This window comes from Clostridium sp. AM34-9AC (genome assembly GCF_003480225.1).
Classification (GTDB): domain Bacteria; phylum Bacillota; class Clostridia; order Lachnospirales; family Lachnospiraceae; genus Acetatifactor; species Acetatifactor acetigignens.
The window spans coordinates 7,269-25,248 of record NZ_QUIU01000030.1; the positions used below are offsets into that span (position 1 = coordinate 7,269).

Consider the following 17,980-nt stretch of genomic DNA (forward strand, 5'->3'; position numbering starts at 1 on the left):
GAGCGGGGCGCAGAAAGGAAAAGAAGCTGATTAAGCCCCGGGAAGATTGAGAGAGCGGGGCGCAGAGAGGAAAAGAAACTAAATAAGCCCCCGGGGCATGAAACCACGGGGGTACAAAGCCAAGGTATATCATGGAATAGAAGTGAAAAACTTTCAAATGTATCAATTATCTCTGGCAGAACGGATCCCCACCATTCTTGAATAATGTGATCATTTCTTGACCGACACTGATAGTGGAGGGCAGATCCGGGACATCCTCTCTGGAGAACCAGACAGCCTCGCCAAGCTCCGATTCCTGCAAAGTAATAGAAGGATCCCCCTCCAGCTTCGCAAAGAAGCCGATCATGGCGGAATCACTGAAGGACCAGGGCTGGGATTTGTAATAGACCAGATCGCTGACCTTTAAACCGACTTCTTCCATGATTTCCCGGCGGGCAGCACCTTTGAAGGTCTCACCGACTTCCACGAAGCCGGCCACCAGTGCCCAGTGACGATAGGAACCGCCGGCGTAACGGGTCAGCAGGATCTTGTCCCGCTCGGTATCCACGATGGCAATAATGACGGCTGGAGAGATCTTGGGATATTCAATCTGACCGCACTCCGGACAGATGCAGGCCCGTTCCGTAGTGCTAGGAACTGTGGGATGCCCGCAGCGGCCACAGAATTTCCGGTCCAGACGGAAACGATTGATCTGGGTGGCAGTGATTCCGGCAAATGCCAGATATTCCGGCTCAAAATTACGGAACATACCGGAAGCGTAGAGGTCTTCTTCCGGGAGCATGAGAGCACCGGCGTCCTCCGTCGTCTTGCGGAAGAATGCTCGGTCATCAATGGAAAAGAGATATTCACAGTCCAGAAAAAAACGTTCTATAGGCTGACGGATTCCCAAGAGTCCATGGACTTCTTCAAAAGTAGGAAGATATACTTGAGGGTGCTCAGAGATGCCGGCACCGGCGGAAGTATCCGTTACATCACTGTTTTCTGTATGGGAGGGCAGATAGACCTTTTCTCCGTCAAATAACAGCAGATAATCGGAAGGCTTTGGCTCCTGATTTCGGAATTCAGGATAGTATTTATGTGGTTCAATTTTATGGATCATCATAGGCATTTCTCCTTTTATGGCTATTTTTCAGAAAGTGTTCATAAGAATATAGTAGTCCACCGTGGGAGAACTGTCAAACGTAACAGTTCAGCCGCGCCGTTCACGGGAGTCGCGTTAACACGCTTTTATGTCACTTCGTGACTACCTTTGCTCATAGATTGGCGCTTAGCTCCTGCACATATTTGCCCGCAAAATCATGCAAGCATGATTTCTGCGCCCAGATATGTTCAGAACTGAACTGTTGTGGAAATTATTTGAGATTCCGGGATATTTGTGTTAAAATATTTTGTGACTGTTCTGAGGTGTTCATTTCTCGAATGCCCCTGTGAACAGTTACGGAATTTATCAGAAAATACAGCATGAGAGTACAAAAGTGAGTATCTCATGTGGAAACGAGGGATAGTATGTTACAGATGATCTTGCCGGAGGGAAGCAGTTCTCTCCTTGCTTTTTTTGGAATCCTTTTTGCTTTTGGAGCGACGGTACTGGCAACGGCGAAATTAAGTCCGTATCTGCCCAAGGATGCAGGAAGAGAATTTGCCCATGACGGAAAATTGTCTGCGGGGAAACCCAGAGGTGCCGGAATTATTTTTGTCATGGCATTTGTGGCATCCGTTCTGCTGTTTTCCCCTTTAAGCGCAGAGCTGGTGATCTATCTGCTGCTGATCGTGGTATGCATGATGACGGGATTTCTGGACGATGCTTCCAAGACTCCATGGGGTGAGTACAAAAAAGGTTTCTTAGATCTGTGCGTGGCGGCACTGGTAGCCATCACGTTCCTGAAATATAATTCCAACGTGGTGGAGCTGGCACTGTTTCATGTAAAGTTCACCCTGCCGCCTGTGGTATTCGCCATTCTCACGGTGATCCTGGTATGGACCTCCGTGAACGTGACCAACTGCTCCGATGGTGTGGACGGACTCTCCGGAACCCTCTCGATCATTACGATCATGTCCATCTATATCGTGGACCGTATGAAGGACGTCAATGAGACCTATTCTTTCCTGATCCTGCTGTTTGCCGTATGCATTCTGGGTTATCTGTGGTACAATGCAACACCCAGTAAGCTGATGATGGGAGATGCGGGTTCCCGGGCCATGGGACTGTTCATCAGCATCGCTATTTTAAAGAGCGGCTGTCCGTTTTTGTTTATTCCGCTGGCTCTGGTGCTGATTCTGGACGGAGGTTTGGGACTGCTTAAGGTTTCCCTGCTCCGCTTCCTGAAGATTCATATTTTGAAAAATGTGCGTACTCCCTTGCATGATCATGTGCGTAAGGTGTGGGACTGGTCCAATACACAGACCGTATTCCGTTTTGCCATTATTCAGATCATTCTGTCTCTGGCGGTAATCTACGCAATGCAGTTGTAGAATGCTAGGCACACCGGGACAGCATAGAGACTGCGACCGGTCATCCTCTGCAAGAAAAGAAGGTTGGCTGCCGGAAGGAAAAAGGTCGGTCGCCGAAGAAAAAGAAGGACGGCTGTTGGTAGAAAATCAGCATGTGCCGAGCCGGGAGAAAAACTTTCAATAAATGATATAAGTAATTGAACAGATAGGAATGGAGAAATTATGTACGATGAATTAACCCCCACTGACATTAAGAAAATGGAAGATGAGATCGAGTATCGTAAGCTGGTGGTGCGTCCCAAGGCACTGGAGGACGTGAAGGAAGCCAGAGCCCACGGAGATCTCAGTGAGAATTTTGAATATTATGCAGCGAAAAAATACAAGAATCAGAACGAGAGCCGGATCCGTTATCTGGAGAGAATGATCAAGACCGCAAAGGTGATCTCCGAGAACTCCGCCGTGGATGAGGTGGGCATCAACAACACTGTTACCGTGGAATTTATCGATGACGGCACCCAGGAGGATTACAAGATCGTGACCACCGTTCGCGGAAACTCACTGGAAGGTCTGATCAGCAACGAATCTCCTCTGGGCAAGGCACTGCTTGGCAAAAAAGTGGGTGATGTGGTCCATGTGCAGGTCAATGCCAATGTGGGCTATGACGTAGAGATCAAGGCACTGAAAAACACTGAGGATGACGGGGACAAGATCCGCAGCTTCTAATGCTTTGCGGACCCCACAAGCTATAGAAAGAAAGGGTAACTATTCAGAGCCTCATAACAATTACAGAATATTCTTGCGGATCCCGGTATTCAATGAATATTTTGCGATAGTTACAGGGCTTGGAACAGATACAAAAAAAGGAATTATAAGAATGAAAAAATATCTGCTGTTTGATCTGGACGGTACACTGACAGATCCCAAAATTGGAATTACGACCTGCGTGCAGTATGCGCTGCACTCTTTCGGTATTGAGGAACCGGATCTGGACAAGCTGGAGCCTTTTATCGGACCGCCCTTACGGGACAGCTTTATGGAATTCTACGGTTTTACCGCTGAGCAGGCGGAGGAGGCCGTGGCAAAATACAGAGAGCGTTTTCAGAATACGGGTATTTTTGAAAATGAAGTTTATGCCGGTATTCCGGAGATGCTGAAGAACCTGCAATCCAAGGGCTATTTTCTGGCACTGGCTTCCAGCAAACCCCAGATCTATGTAGAACGCATACTGGAGCATTTTGATCTGAAAAAATATTTTGCCGTGGTGGTAGGCAGTGAGCTGGACGGCACCAGAGAGACGAAGGATCAGGTGGTGCAGGAGACCCTGCATCAGCTGTTCAAGGAGAATCCCATAGAGCCGGATCAGGTCTACATGATCGGTGACAGAAAGTTCGATGTGGAAGGAGCCAGAGCGTTGGGCGTGGAGAGCGTGGGCGTGACTTATGGCTACGGAAGCAAGGAAGAGTTAAAGGAAGCAAAAGCGGACTACATCGTACAATCCGTGGAAGAACTGGAAAAATTTCTGCTTCGCGGCAGCGAGGAACTGGTGAACAGCAATCCCGACAATAAAAAGAAAAATCCCATGTACCAGAGAATCTGGACCATGGTGTATTCGTTCCTGATGTTTATCCTGGTGCGCAATGCTGTGCAGTATGCGCTACTGGCACTGTTGTATCAGCTGGCACAGTCTGGTGCTTCCGGTGGACTGGTAGATCTGCTGATCCTGCGGGATGAGACCGGCGCCTATAACGGCTATTCCGGAGATGTCTCCAGTATCATAGCGGCACTGGGCTTCATCGGCGGAGCACTGGCGGTATGGTCCACGGCAAAGCTTCTGATCACGAAGAACAAAGAGGATATGCATTTAAGCCATCTGAAAAAAGAAGGTAAGGCAAAATATGCCCTGCTGGTGGCAGTCACCATCGGTGCCGTTATCGGTTTCAACCTCCTGTTTGAACTTCTGGGTGTGACCAATAAATCCGAAGCCTATACCGAAGTTGCAACCCAGCAATATTCCGCACACTTTATTGTGGGTATTCTGGTATTCGGCTTTATCTCTCCGATTGCGGAGGAATTACTGTTCCGTGGAGTGATTTATGGTTACCTGCGCAGATTTATGGATCTGAAGCTTGCTATAGCTCTGTCTGCTCTGATCTTTGGCGTTTACCACATGAACTACGTGCAGGGCATCTACGGCTTTCTCATTGGCTGCCTCATGGCTTACGCTTATGAGTATTTCGGAGAATTCAAAATGGCAGTGTTCGTTCATGTGGCATCCAATGTCCTCGCCTACTGCCTGTCCTACACCGCCATCGCCGTCACCGGCTTCGTCAGCTGGCCCGTGTGCGTGGTATTCCTGGTAGTGGCAGCAGCATCCCTGATTACACTGCACCGACAGAAAAATATATTTTAACCGAATAACAAAATGCATTTTCAGTCAGTCCTAACACTTTCATAAGATGTATGGGCTGACTTCATAACCCGGCAGTCGAAAACAGGGTAAGGATAAGCAGGCCGTAAGCAGACGTCGGCACTTAGTGACCGTACTTTGGTCACTTATGTACCGTTACGCTCTGCGCAGAGTGAGAACGTGCCGCGTTCCTTACCCTGTTTGAGACTGCGAGGCATAATGAGATATCATGAGACATTATAAAAGGAGCAACATATGAAATTCAGCATTATCGTAGTATGCCTGAACCCCGGCACCAAACTGAATCAGACCCTTGACAGTATCCTGGCCCAGACCTGCCCAGACTTCGAAGTCATCGTCAAGGACGGTGGCAGCCGTGACGGATCCATAGAGTCCATGCGCACTGACGGGCGGATCCATTTCTACCAGGAACCGGATCACAGCATCTACGAGGCTATGAACCAGGCGGTCTCTCATGTGACCGGAGATTACATTCTGTTCTTAAACTGCGGTGACCTCTTCTATGACAAGGAAGTTCTGGCACACACCGCACAATTCATGGAACAGCACCCTATGAAACTGCAAGGCATCTATTACGGAGATACCTACAGCGCGAAAACGGACACGAAGATATCATCCCCGCCCCGAATCACCGGCTTTGTCTGCTACCGCAACATTCCCTGCCATCAGTCCTGCTTCTATGCCGCAGACCTGTGCCGACAGAAGCCCTACGAACCAAAATACAAGATCCGCGCAGATTATGAACATTTTCTGTGGTGCTATTACCGGGCGAAGGCTCCCATGCAGTATCTGGGGCTTACCGTATCTTCCTACGAAGGCGGCGGCTACTCCGAGACAAAGGAGAACCTGAAACGCAGTGCCACAGAGCATAAGGAGATCACGACAAAATACATGAAACCCGTAGAACTGTTCCGTTACCGCGCTGTGATGGCACTGACCCTGGCACCTCTCCGGACCGCAATGGCAGAAAGCAGACATTTCTCTGCAATCTATCAGGGACTGGCAAGCAAAGTGTATGGTCGAAGACAGGAAAAATAGGGAAAATCCCCAAAGAGTTGTGCTAAAAGCATGGCTTAAAAAAGAAAATTGGCACAATTCACAGACAACAGCCGTGTGAATAACTAAATTGACAAATTATCTGACAATTCAAGGAAAAATCTATATTTACAAATGAGAAAAATAGGTGTATAGTACAGAAAAGGTCGCAATGAGGCGCTCGAAAGAGTCTCATTGCGACCTTTTTTAGTTGCAGGAAAGTGCTGAAAGCACGGTCTTGCAAATGAGGTTATGAATAGTAACAGACAGATGAAAAAGAGAGAAATAGAAACCCGGAAAGGAGAACTATATGTTTGATGTAAAACAGGAGCTGCCCAAGGCACCGTTATATCGGGAAGAATTTGAGCATGATAACTGCGGTATCGGAGCCTGTGTCAATATTCACGGTGAGAAAAGCCGTGCTACCGTAGAGAATGCGCTGAAGATCGTAGAGAATCTGGAGCACAGAGCCGGTAAGGATGCGGAAGGTAAGACCGGTGACGGTGTCGGTATTCTGACCCAGATCCCCCACAAATTTTTTGCAAGAGTTACAAAGGCTCTGGGCATGGAAATCGGCGGAGAGAGAGAATACGGTGTTGGCATGTTCTTCTTCCCTCAGGAAGAGCTGCGCCGCAACCAGGCGAAGAAGATGTTCGAGATCATTGTGGAAAAGGAAGGAATGGAATTCCTCGGCTGGCGTGAAGTGCCCACCTTTCCCAATGTGCTGGGACACAAGGCTGTGGAGTGCATGCCTTACATCATGCAGGGCTTTGTGAAAAAGCCTGCGGATGTGGAAAAAGGTCTGCCCTTCGACCGCAGACTGTACATTGCAAGACGTGTGTTTGAACAGTCTTCCGATGATACCTATGTAGTCTCCCTTTCCAGCAGAACCATCGTATATAAAGGAATGTTCCTGGTAGGACAGCTTCGTACCTTCTTTGCAGATTTACAGAGTGAGGATTACGAATCTGCCATTGCTATGGTACATTCCCGTTTCTCCACGAACACCAACCCCAGCTGGGAGCGTGCGCATCCGAACCGTCTGATGGTACACAACGGTGAGATCAACACCATCCGCGGCAATGCCGATAAGATGCTGGCGCGCGAAGAGAACATGGAATCCGAGCATCTGAAGGGTCAGCTGCATAAGGTATTACCCGCCATCAGCAAGACCGGTTCCGATTCCGCGATGTTGGACAACACATTGGAGTTCCTGGTAATGAGCGGCATGGAGCTGCCTCTGGCAGTCATGATCGCCATCCCCGAGCCCTGGGCGAACAACAAAGCAATGTCCCAGACCAAGAGAGATTTCTATCAGTATTACGCTACCATGATGGAGCCCTGGGACGGTCCCGCATCCATCCTGTTCTCCGACGGAGATATCATGGGTGCTGTGTTGGACAGAAACGGTCTGCGTCCTTCCCGTTACATGATCACGGATGACGATACCCTGATCCTGTCCTCTGAGGTAGGTGTGCTTCCCATTGATCCCACGAAGATCAAAGTAAAAGAAAGACTTCGCCCCGGTAAGATGCTTTTGGTCGATACCGTACAGGGAAAAGTCATCGACGATGAGGAGATCAAAGAAAAATATGCTTCCAGACAGCCTTATGGAGAATGGCTGGACAACAATCTGACCGAACTGAAGAGCATCCATATCCCGAACTATCGTGTACCGGAATACACCTACGAAGAGCGCCAGCGGATGCAGAAGGCTTTTGGCTACACCTATGATGAAATGAAGCAGAGCATTCTGCCGATGGCAAAGAACGGCAGCGAAGCCATCGCAGCCATGGGTGTGGATACGCCACTGCCAGTGCTGAGTAAGACGAATCATCCGCTGTTCCATTATTTCAAGCAGCTGTTTGCACAGGTGACGAACCCGCCTATTGATGCTATCCGAGAGGAGATCGTAACCTCCACCACCGTATACATCGGTACCGAGGGCAACATCCTGGAGGAGACTCCGAAGAATTGTAACGTTCTGAAGGTCAACAACCCGATCCTGACCAACACGGATCTCTTGAAGATCAAGAACATGAAAGTAGACGGCTTCAAGGTAGAAGTCGTACCTATCGTATATTATAAGAACACCAGCTTAGAGCGTGCCATTGACCGACTGTTCGTGGAAGTGGACAGAGCTTACAGAGAAGGCGTGAACATTCTGATCCTGTCCGACAGAGGCGTGGATGAGAACCATGTGCCCATTCCTTCCCTGCTTGCTGTATCTGCCCTGAACCAGTATCTGGTACGCACCAAGAAGAGAACCAGAGTCGCATTGATCCTGGAGTCCGGCGAACCCAGAGAAGTACACCATTTTGCTACGTTGCTCGGTTACGGTGCCTGCGCCATCAACCCTTATCTGGCACAGGATACCATCAAGGAGCTGATCGAGAGCAATATGCTGGATAAGGATTACTATGCAGCAGTGGATGATTACAACAATGCTGTCCTCCACGGCATCGTCAAGATCGCATCCAAGATGGGTATCAGTACCATCCAGTCCTATCAGGGTTCCCAGATCTTCGAGGCTATCGGTATCGCGCCGGAAGTTATCAGTAAGTATTTCTCCAACACCGTATGTCGTGTGGGAGGTATTACCTTAAAAGATATTGAGCAGCAGGTAGACGACCTGCACTCTCAGGCATTTGATCCGCTGGGACTGAAAAACGATCTGACCTTAAACAGCCCCGGACATCACAAGATGCGTAGCGGCGGTGACGAGCATCTGTATAATCCCGCTACCATCCATATGTTACAGGAATCCACCAGACGCGGTGATTACCAGATGTTCAAGCAGTACACCGCCATGGTCAATGACGAAGATTCCATCAAGAACCTCAGAGGACTGATGGACTTTAACTATCCGAAAAAGGGCGTGCCCATCGAGGAAGTAGAGCCGGTAGAATCCATCGTGACCAGATTCAAGACCGGTGCCATGTCCTATGGCTCCATTTCCAAGGAAGCCCATGAGACCATGGCCATCGCCATGAACCATCTGCACGGCAAGAGCAATTCCGGTGAGGGCGGTGAGGATCTGGACCGTCTGACCGTAGGACCGGACGGACTGAACCGTTGCTCCGCCATCAAGCAGGTAGCCAGCGGACGTTTCGGCGTCACCAGCCGTTACCTGGTGAGTGCACAGGAGATCCAGATCAAGATGGCACAGGGAGCAAAACCCGGCGAGGGCGGACATCTGCCCGGAGGAAAGGTATATCCCTGGATCGCCAAGACCAGACATTCCACACCCGGTGTGTCCCTGATCTCTCCGCCCCCTCATCACGATATTTATTCCATTGAGGATCTGGCGCAGCTGATCTATGATCTGAAAAATGCCAACACCCAGGCAAGAATCTCCGTGAAGCTGGTATCCGAAGCCGGTGTGGGAACCGTAGCAGCCGGTGTGGCCAAGGCGGGAGCCCAGGTCATCCTGGTATCCGGTTATGACGGCGGTACCGGTGCGGCACCGAGAAACTCCATCCACAATGCCGGACTACCCTGGGAACTGGGACTGGCAGAGACCCATCAGACCCTGATCATGAATGGATTGCGTAATAAAGTCCGTATCGAGACCGACGGTAAGCTCATGAGTGGCAGAGACGTAGCCATCGCAGCCATTTTAGGCGCCGAGGAATTCGGTTTTGCTACCGCTCCTTTGGTAACCATGGGTTGTGTCATGATGAGAGTATGTAATCTGGATACCTGTCCGGTAGGTGTGGCTACCCAGAATCCGGAGCTGCGGAAAAACTTCCGCGGTAAGCCGGAATATGTGGAAAACTTTATGAAATTTATCGCACAGGAGCTGCGGGAATACATGGCAGCACTGGGCGTGCGTACCGTAGATGAACTGGTGGGCAGAACCGATCTGCTGAAGAGAAAAGAGCATCTGACCGAGCGTCAGGAGGAAGTGGATCTGACCCAGATCTTAAGCAATCCTTACGAGGGCAGCAAGCAGAAGGTGACCTTCGATCCCAGACAGGTCTATGACTTCCAGTTAGAGAAGACACTGGATGAGAAGGTATTATTAAAGCAGTTAGGAAAAGCCATCGATGCAGGACAGAAGCGCAGTATCGAAGTGGATGTCAGCAACACTGACCGTGCCTTCGGTACGATCCTCGGAAGTGAGATCACCAGAAAACTGGGCGATGACGTGGAAGAAGATACCTATCATGTACTGTGTAAAGGTGCCGGCGGACAGTCCTTCGGAGCCTTTATCCCCAAGGGCCTGACACTGGAGCTGGTGGGCGACAGCAATGACTACTTCGGCAAGGGCTTATCCGGCGGTAAGCTGGTGGTATATCCCCCTCAGGGCAGCAGGTTCAAGGCGGAGGAAAACATCATCATCGGTAACGTGGCACTGTACGGTGCAACCTCCGGTAAAGCATTCATCAACGGTGTGGCAGGCGAACGTTTCTGCGTACGTAACTCCGGTGCCATTGCGGTAGTCGAAGGTGTGGGTGATCACGGTTGTGAGTACATGACCGGCGGACGTGTGGTAGTCTTAGGCCCCACCGGTAAAAATTTTGCAGCCGGTATGAGCGGCGGTATCGCTTATGTTCTGGATGAAGGCAACGATCTGTACAAACGCCTGAATAAGGAAATGGTATCTTCCAGTGAGATCACATCCAAATATGATGTGCTGGAACTGAAATCCATGATCCAGGAGCATGTGGCACTGACCAACTCCGCCAAGGGTAAGGAAGTGCTGGATAACTTTGGAGAGTATCTGCCCAAGTTCAAGAAGATCATCCCTCATGACTATGAGAGAGTCCTGAAGACCATCGTCCAGATGGAGGAAAAGGGACTGAGCGCAGAGCAGGCACAGATCGAAGCATTCTATGCCAACACCAGAAAGTAAATGGAGGCAGTGTGAAAAGTAATCTTGATAGATTGCTTTTCACACGACTAATTTGTGCCGCGGGCGCCACAAATTAGTTTATCGCAGAACTAAATATGAAATTTAGTTCGCGATTCTTCCGATGCCGAAGCGTCTGCAGAATGGAGAGAGTCATGGGAAAACCAACGGGATTTATGGAATATAAAAGGGAAGTCAGCGTGGCTGAGGATCCGAAGAAGAGAATACAGCATTTTAATGAATTCCATGAGCATCTGCCGAAGGAAAAGCAGCGTTTACAGGGTGCCAGATGTATGGAATGCGGTGTGCCGTTCTGTCAGTCGGGCATGATGATCTGCGGTATGGCCAGCGGATGCCCCCTGCACAATCTGGTGCCGGAGTGGAACGACCTGGTATATACCGGCAACTGGCAGCAGGCTTACAACCGCCTGAAGAAGACCAACAATTTCCCCGAGTTCACGTCCAGAGTATGTCCGGCTCTGTGTGAGGCGGCATGTACCTGTGGACTGAATGGGGATCCGGTCTCCACCAAGGAGAACGAATATGCAATTATTGAAAACGCCTACAGCGAGGGTTATGCGGCAGCCAAGCCCCCTGTGGTGCGTACCGGCAAAAAGGTGGCAGTCATCGGCAGCGGTCCTTCCGGACTGGCAGCGGCGGATCTGCTGAACCAGAGAGGACATCAGGTCACAGTATTTGAGCGCTCCGACCGTGTGGGAGGACTGTTAATGTACGGCATCCCCAACATGAAGCTGGAGAAACAGATCATTGACCGTAAGATAGCCATCATGAAGAAAGAGGGCGTCACCTTTGTCACCGGTACGGATATCGGTAAGGACATCAAGGCATCCAAGCTGTTACATGATTTTGACCGTGTCGTACTGGCCTGTGGTGCTTCCAATCCCAGAGACATCAATGCGCCAGGCAGAGATGCCAGGGGAATCTATTTCGCGGTGGATTTTCTGAAAGCCAATACCAAGAGCCTGCTGGATTCGAACTTTGAAGATAAAAAATATGTGGAGACCAAGGGTAAGAACGTGGTCATCATCGGCGGTGGTGATACCGGTAATGACTGTGTGGGAACTTCCATCCGTCACGGTGCCAAGTCTGTGACCCAGATCGAGATGATGCCCAAGGCTCCGGACAAGAGAGCAGAGAACAATCCCTGGCCCGAATGGCCGAAGGTCTGCAAGACCGATTACGGTCAGGAAGAAGCCATTGCAGTCTACGGACAGGATCCGAGAATCTATGAATCTACGGTCAAGGAATTTATCAAGGATAAGAACGGCAACCTGAAAGCCGTGAAGATCGTGAAGCTGTCCTGGGAAAAGGATCCGGCTACCGGACGCATGAAGATGCAGGAGATTGCCGGAAGTGAGCAGATCCTGGATGCGGAGATTGTACTGATCGCAGCAGGATTTTTGGGAAGTCAGAAATATATTACCGATGCTTTCGGGGTGGAATTAAATGAACGCACCAACGTAAAAACTGCCCCCGGCAAATACCAGACCAGTGTGGAAAATGTATTCGTCACCGGTGATATGCACAGAGGACAGTCCCTGGTGGTGTGGGCGATCCGTGAAGGCAGAGAAGCCGCACATGCTGTGGATGAGAGCCTGATGGGCTACTCTAATCTGGTGATCCAGTAGAGGTATTATTCTCGTAGATGGATCTCAGACCCTTCATAAGAAGATTCTGATCGATATGGATCTTCGTTTCACAATGTGGAATGACGGTCGTTGCGTACCCTCCGGTGGCAACGACCGTTGCTTTTTGCCCTAACTCTGTCTGGATACGGCGGATCAGTCCGTCGATGGCACAGGCGTTGCCCAAGAGCATTCCTCCGGTGATGCATTCCTGCGTATTCGCACCGATGGTGTGGGCGGGCATATGAATGTCCCCTTTCGGGAGCTGGGCGGTCCTGCCTAAAAGTGCCCTGTGGGCGGTTCCCACGCCGGGAAGGATCAGGCCGCCTAAAAAGCGACGGTTCTCATCCAACACGTTAAATGTCGTGGCGGTGCCCAGATCAATGGTGATCAGTGGCAGAGGATAGCGGGAAATGGCTCCGGCGATATCTGCCAGGCGGTCGCAGCCCACCTTTTCCGGAAATTCCGTACAGATCTCATAGCCAAGATCCAGTTCATGGGTAAGAAGCAGAGGCTTCTGCCCCAGAAAAGCTTCCAGAGCAGAGGAAAAAACGGCTGTCACCGAAGGCACAACCGAGGAGATCACAGATCCCTCAAAGGCTTCGGCGGACAGACCGTGTTTGTCTAAAATCATATTCAGTTTTTTTCTATATCCGGCATCAGACAGGGGACGGCGGGACGATATCTTCTCAATAAAGAGCAGCTTATTTCCCTGAAATCCCCCGATGCCGATCGTAGTATTTCCGATGTCGATTGTCAGTACCACGGGTATACTCCTGTTATGCTGCAGACTCTGCTTTCTGATATACAGGAATGACTTTTGCCTTGATCAGTGCCAGCCCTACCGCTCCGGTCAGGAACGTGGATGCACACATCTCGAAGACCGCATTCACACCTACAAAAGAGCAGATGAATAAAATCGCGTTTTTACCACCCATCAGTCCCTGCACATAGGAAGTATTGCCGAACAGCAGTACTAAAAGGGACATGAAAAATGCGGTGTTGAAAAATGCGCTGCAAAATCCGGTGATTATGCAGGCGATTCTGTCTCCTACGGCTTTGCGGCTGTAACGGAAGACATATCCCAACAGAAATCCGTCCAGAAGTCTGGGGATGAAACGCTGGATGAAGGCCAACACAGGGTTGATGCCAAAAAGCATTGCTCCCATGGCGCTGGTGCCTCCCACACCGATGCATTGCAAAAAGCTGGTCAATCCGAATACTGCTCCCATGGCGGCTCCGCCTACAGGGCCAAGAGTGATTGCAGCCAGTGCAACGGGGATGACATTGAAGGTGATTGCCAGGGGGCCGATGTTCAGGTACCCGAGCGGGGTATAAGCCATCAGCAAAAGTACCGCAGCAAACAATCCCATCAACGTGAGTCGCATTGTCTTACTTTGTTTGTTCATATGAAATTTTCCTCCTTGTTACCATTCTCCCTCTGGGAGATACAATACAAGCTGCCCCGGTGATTCGGGACACTCCTACTGTTTATATCATATCCCGGACAAAAAGAAAAGTGATATTTGCATAAAATATGCACTTATGGTATTTTAGGAGTACAGTTTTGAAGTATTTTTGATAAATCAGGCAAAAGGAGACGACTATGCTGAAGGGAAAGACCGTAGTTCTGGCAATCTCGGGAAGTATTGCTGCATATAAAATGGCCAATGTAGCGCGGATGCTGTTAAAACAGCACTGTGATGTGGAAGTGCTGATGACACAGAATGCCACGCAGTTCATTAACCCCATTACTTTTGAAAGTCTGACGGGACATAAATGTCTGGTGGACACCTTTGACCGCAATTTCCAGTACAGTGTGGAACATGTGGCACTGGCAAAGCGGGCGGATGTGGTTCTGGTGGCACCGGCTTCTGCCAATGTGATCGGCAAGATTGCAAACGGCATCGCAGATGATATGTTGACTACTACGGTCATGGCATGTCCCTGCAAGAAGATTGTGTCCCCTGCCATGAATCATAATATGTATCACAACCCCATCGTGCAGGATAATATCGAAAAATTAAAGCATTTCGGCTATGAGATCATCACTCCGGCCACGGGAATGCTGGCCAACGGCGATATCGGTGACGGCAGAATGCCGGAGGAGTCCGTACTGTTCGAAGCCGTGGTGAAGGAGATCGCCTGCGAGAAGGATCTGGCGGGCAAAAAGGTGCTGATCTCCGCAGGTGCCACCAGAGAACCCATTGACCCGGTGCGTTTTATCACGAATCACTCCAGTGGAAAAATGGGTTATGCCCTGGCGAGAGCTGCAATGCACCGCGGCGCAGAAGTGACGGTGGTGGCAGCCCATACGGATGTGGAGCCGCCTTTGTTTGTAAATGTGGTGCCGGTACAGACGGCAGAAGAGATGTACGATGCAATCGTGTCCAGAGCGCAGGACTATGATTTTGTCATCAAGGCAGCAGCCGTGGCAGACTACACCCCGGCAGTGACAGCAGACAATAAGATTAAGAAAAAAGACGGAGACATGTCGATCCCTCTGGTGCGGACGAAGGATATTTTGAAGACCCTTGGGGAAAACAAGAGACCGGGACAGATTTTGTGTGGATTTTCCATGGAGACGGAAAATGTACTGGAGAATTCCCGGAAGAAGCTGGAGAGCAAGCACTGTGACATGATCTGTGCCAACAGTTTGAAGAGCGCAGGAGCGGGCTTTGGCACGGACACCAATATTGTGACACTGATCACAAAGAATTCCGAGGAGAGCCTGGAACTGATGAGCAAGGAACAGGTGGCACATAAAATTCTGGATAAGTTGCTTGCAATAGTTCAGCCATAGAACAGCAGAACGAATGCGAGGGGGCTTGCACACAAAGCGTTAATTCTGTAGAAAAATCATTTGCTTCTATGCAAAAAGATGGTATGATAGAAGCAATGATGTATAGCCGCGTAGACGGCGGATTGAGAGGACGAAATGGACAAGATTATTTTGACAGGTGACAGACCTACCGGAAGATTACATGTGGGACATTATGTAGGCTCCCTGAGAAGACGTGTAGAGCTGCAGAATTCCGGTGAATATAAGAAAACTTTTATCATGATCGCAGATGCACAGGCACTGACGGACAATATCGAGAATCCCGAGAAGGTGCGTCAGAATATTATCGAAGTGGCGCTGGACTACATGTCCTGCGGACTGGATCCCAGTAAGGCAACAATCTTCATCCAGTCTCAGATTTCCGAGCTGTGTGAACTGACCTTCTATTACATGGATTTGGTAACCGTAGCAAGATTACAGAGAAACCCGACCGTAAAGAGTGAGATTCAGATGCGTAACTTCGAAGCCAGCATCCCTGTGGGATTTTTTACCTATCCCATCAGCCAGGCTTCCGATATTACCGCTTTCAAGGCGACCACCGTTCCCGTAGGTGGTGATCAGCTGCCCATGATCGAACAGACCAGAGAGATCGTACACAAATTCAACACCGTATATGCACCGGTACTGGTAGAGCCCAAGGCATTGTTGCCTGAAAATGAGGCATGTCAGCGACTGCCCGGCATCGATGGCAAGGCGAAAATGAGTAAATCCCTTGGCAACTGCATCTATCTGGCAGACAGCGCAGACGATGTACGCACCAAGATCATGAGCATGTACACCGATCCCGAGCATCTGTTGGTCAGCGATCCCGGACATCTGGAGGGCAACACGGTATTCACTTACCTGGATGCTTTCTGCAAGCCGGAGCACTTCGAGAGATACCTGCCGGATTACGCAAATCTGGACGAGTTAAAGGCGCATTATACCAGAGGCGGTCTGGGTGACGTGAAGGTGAAGAAGTTCCTGAACAACGTAATGCAGGAGACCTTGGAGCCCATCCGTAACCGTAGAAAAGAACTGGAGAAGGATATTCCCGCAGTATATGAGATCCTGAAGAAGGGCAGTGACGAGGCCCGTGAAGTGGCAGCACAGACCCTGTCTGAGGTAAAGAGCGCTATGCGTATCAATTACTTCGACGATGCAGAACTGATCCGTATGCAGAGTGAGAAGTACGAAGGACAATAAGAATAGTAAAAGATAACAAAAGGACGTTTCCGGAAAAACCGGAAGCGTCCTTTTTTGGGGGATTAATTGCTGTAATCTACGTATATGGAATTTTTTCCAAAGTATTGGGCGGTCTTTTTACTGGTGGGATCCTCCGGGTCTCCGGGGAGATCACCGGTATAGATCATGGCAGGCTGATGGATAAACGGCGTCAGAACCACATCCGTAATCTCCGGATTATTCAACAGAAGCAGTCGTTCTTCGTATTCTGCAGCATAGGCAGCGGCTTCCCCGTCTGCCAGCACCTGGATCGCTTTTGCGGCGGAGGTCTCCTGCCATACTCCGGTGAAAAGGATGACGGCCAACAGGACCGTCATGGCGACATAACGGGCAATTTTCAACTTGCCGAGGACCGACATTTTCTCCGGAGTATTCTGACGCATTTGCAGCTTCCGGACTATATATCCGAGCCAGTAGAAGAACACAGCAAAACTGATCAGCAGAAACGTATAGTAGACAATGGCTACGGCCCGGCCGGGTCCTGTGGAGTTCATGGTATAGAACAGAGGACAGGACATGGAGCAGAACAATCCGTAGGAATATCCGGTAAAAAGGAGGGGATGGGAGAAAAACCCTCCGTTTTTCTTCTGTAAAATGCGCAGGAAGACCGGCAGCAGAAGCAGGGCGGCAAGCAGCCACCACAGTCCGGTCCAGGCGAAGGTATAGCGGACACCCTGCAACAGGCACTTTGCAATGGCTTTCCATGCGGGAATTTTCCACATGCCGTCCTGCCGCACCTGATTGCCGGGGGCCATGGCACTGACGGCAAAAGATAGCAGGAGAACAGCGGAGGTAATTCCGCAGACATAAGTCTTTTTATTTCTCTGCAATAGCAGTAGAAAGGTTACGGTTACCACAAACAGCATGCAGGGGAGAAGGGACACGTAATTGCCACCGCCTAAGAAAATTGCGAACAGGAGAAGCGGAAGCATCAGTATCTTTTTCCCATTGTACAGGTAGCGAAGCAATGTGCCCAGGAAAAACAGGGTCACGGCAAAGAAACCGGTGTAATACATGGAGCCGTTGTACCAGTAAAAGCTGTCGCTCTGAAAGGCCACTGTCTGGATGCACAGGAAACTGAATACTGAGGAAATCGTGATCCATTCCCCACATATCCCCGGCAGAAAATGGCAGACCAGAGGCCGTAGCAGATAGAAAATGCTGCCGCACAGCAAAAGAAGGATCACAAAAGTCACCAGATGATAGGCGGTATTGGAGAAGGCATTGGGCGCAAGATACATCAGAAACAGCGCTGAATAGGTTCCCTGCCAGATCTGATAGCTTTTGGCGACACCGGCACAGGCGGCGGAAATGGCCTGTGGTATGCTTCCGGTCTGCTGCCAGACCAGATGGGCTTCCGTACCGTAATAATAATCATCCCCGGTGGGATAATTGTAACGCCCCAGCCATACCAGAGGAACCAGGCTGGCGAGCAGGACCGCGAGGAAAATATAAGGTTTCCATTTGGCAAGTTTATTTTTCATAGAGAATATAACTCC

General features: G+C 49.9%; 12 protein-coding genes. 8 read left to right on the forward strand and 4 right to left on the reverse strand.

The features are described 5' to 3' along the window. Positions 1-166: 166 nt before the first annotated feature. The gene (gene nudC, locus DW835_RS15240; protein WP_347559397.1) at positions 167-1,102 is read right to left on the reverse strand and encodes an NAD(+) diphosphatase; all 936 of its coding nucleotides are present in this window, start codon (positions 1,100-1,102) and stop codon (positions 167-169) included. Positions 1,103-1,506: 404 nt separating this feature from the next. Here nudC and DW835_RS15245 point away from each other — a divergent pair, with 404 nt between their 5' ends. The 6 genes from DW835_RS15245 (at position 1,507) to DW835_RS15270 (ending at position 12,418) form a co-directional block, all read left to right on the forward strand. Then, the gene (locus DW835_RS15245) at positions 1,507-2,472 is read left to right on the forward strand and encodes a phospho-N-acetylmuramoyl-pentapeptide-transferase (RefSeq protein WP_118505127.1); all 966 of its coding nucleotides are present in this window, start codon (positions 1,507-1,509) and stop codon (positions 2,470-2,472) included. Positions 2,473-2,673: 201 nt separating this feature from the next. After that, a complete protein-coding gene (gene greA / locus DW835_RS15250; protein ID WP_118669641.1) occupies positions 2,674-3,174 on the forward strand; it encodes a transcription elongation factor GreA in 501 nt (166 codons plus the stop codon). A 151-nt stretch (positions 3,175-3,325) separates the two neighbouring features. Further along, the gene (locus DW835_RS18740; RefSeq protein WP_118669640.1) at positions 3,326-4,861 is read left to right on the forward strand and encodes an HAD hydrolase-like protein; all 1,536 of its coding nucleotides are present in this window, start codon (positions 3,326-3,328) and stop codon (positions 4,859-4,861) included. Between the two features lie 252 nt (positions 4,862-5,113). After that, positions 5,114-5,917 carry a glycosyltransferase gene (locus DW835_RS15260; protein ID WP_022313132.1) on the forward strand — a complete coding sequence of 268 codons (804 nt, stop codon included), beginning with the start codon at positions 5,114-5,116 and terminating at the stop codon, positions 5,915-5,917. A gap of 307 nt (positions 5,918-6,224) precedes the next feature. Beyond that, positions 6,225-10,772 (forward strand): glutamate synthase large subunit, encoded by a 4,548-nt coding sequence (gene gltB, locus DW835_RS15265; RefSeq protein ID WP_118731396.1) that lies wholly within the window; start codon positions 6,225-6,227, stop codon positions 10,770-10,772. 152 nt (positions 10,773-10,924) lie between these two features. Further along, positions 10,925-12,418, forward strand: coding sequence for a glutamate synthase subunit beta (locus DW835_RS15270; protein WP_118669638.1), 1,494 nt, complete (start codon positions 10,925-10,927; stop codon positions 12,416-12,418). Here the strand turns inward: DW835_RS15270 and DW835_RS15275 are convergent. After that, positions 12,399-13,181 (reverse strand): type III pantothenate kinase, encoded by a 783-nt coding sequence (locus DW835_RS15275; protein ID WP_172594785.1) that lies wholly within the window; start codon positions 13,179-13,181, stop codon positions 12,399-12,401. The genes DW835_RS15270 and DW835_RS15275 overlap by 20 nt on opposite strands. A 13-nt stretch (positions 13,182-13,194) precedes the next feature. Continuing rightward, complete coding sequence (locus DW835_RS15280; RefSeq protein WP_118669636.1) at positions 13,195-13,824, reverse strand: ECF transporter S component; 630 nt, start codon at positions 13,822-13,824, stop codon at positions 13,195-13,197. 197 nt (positions 13,825-14,021) lie between these two features. On the opposite strand from DW835_RS15280, the gene coaBC reads away from it, so the two are divergent. Next, entirely contained in the window at positions 14,022-15,218 is a 1,197-nt protein-coding gene (gene coaBC, locus DW835_RS15285; RefSeq protein ID WP_117466170.1) for a bifunctional phosphopantothenoylcysteine decarboxylase/phosphopantothenate--cysteine ligase CoaBC, read from the forward strand. A 135-nt stretch (positions 15,219-15,353) separates the two neighbouring features. Next, positions 15,354-16,442: a tryptophan--tRNA ligase gene (gene trpS / locus DW835_RS15290; protein WP_022313406.1), complete on the forward strand. Its 1,089-nt coding sequence runs from the start codon at positions 15,354-15,356 to the stop codon at positions 16,440-16,442. A gap of 62 nt (positions 16,443-16,504) precedes the next feature. Here trpS and DW835_RS15295 read toward each other — a convergent pair whose 3' ends face one another. Further along, complete coding sequence (locus DW835_RS15295; protein WP_118669635.1) at positions 16,505-17,965, reverse strand: DUF6056 family protein; 1,461 nt, start codon at positions 17,963-17,965, stop codon at positions 16,505-16,507. Positions 17,966-17,980: the final 15 nt, after the last annotated feature.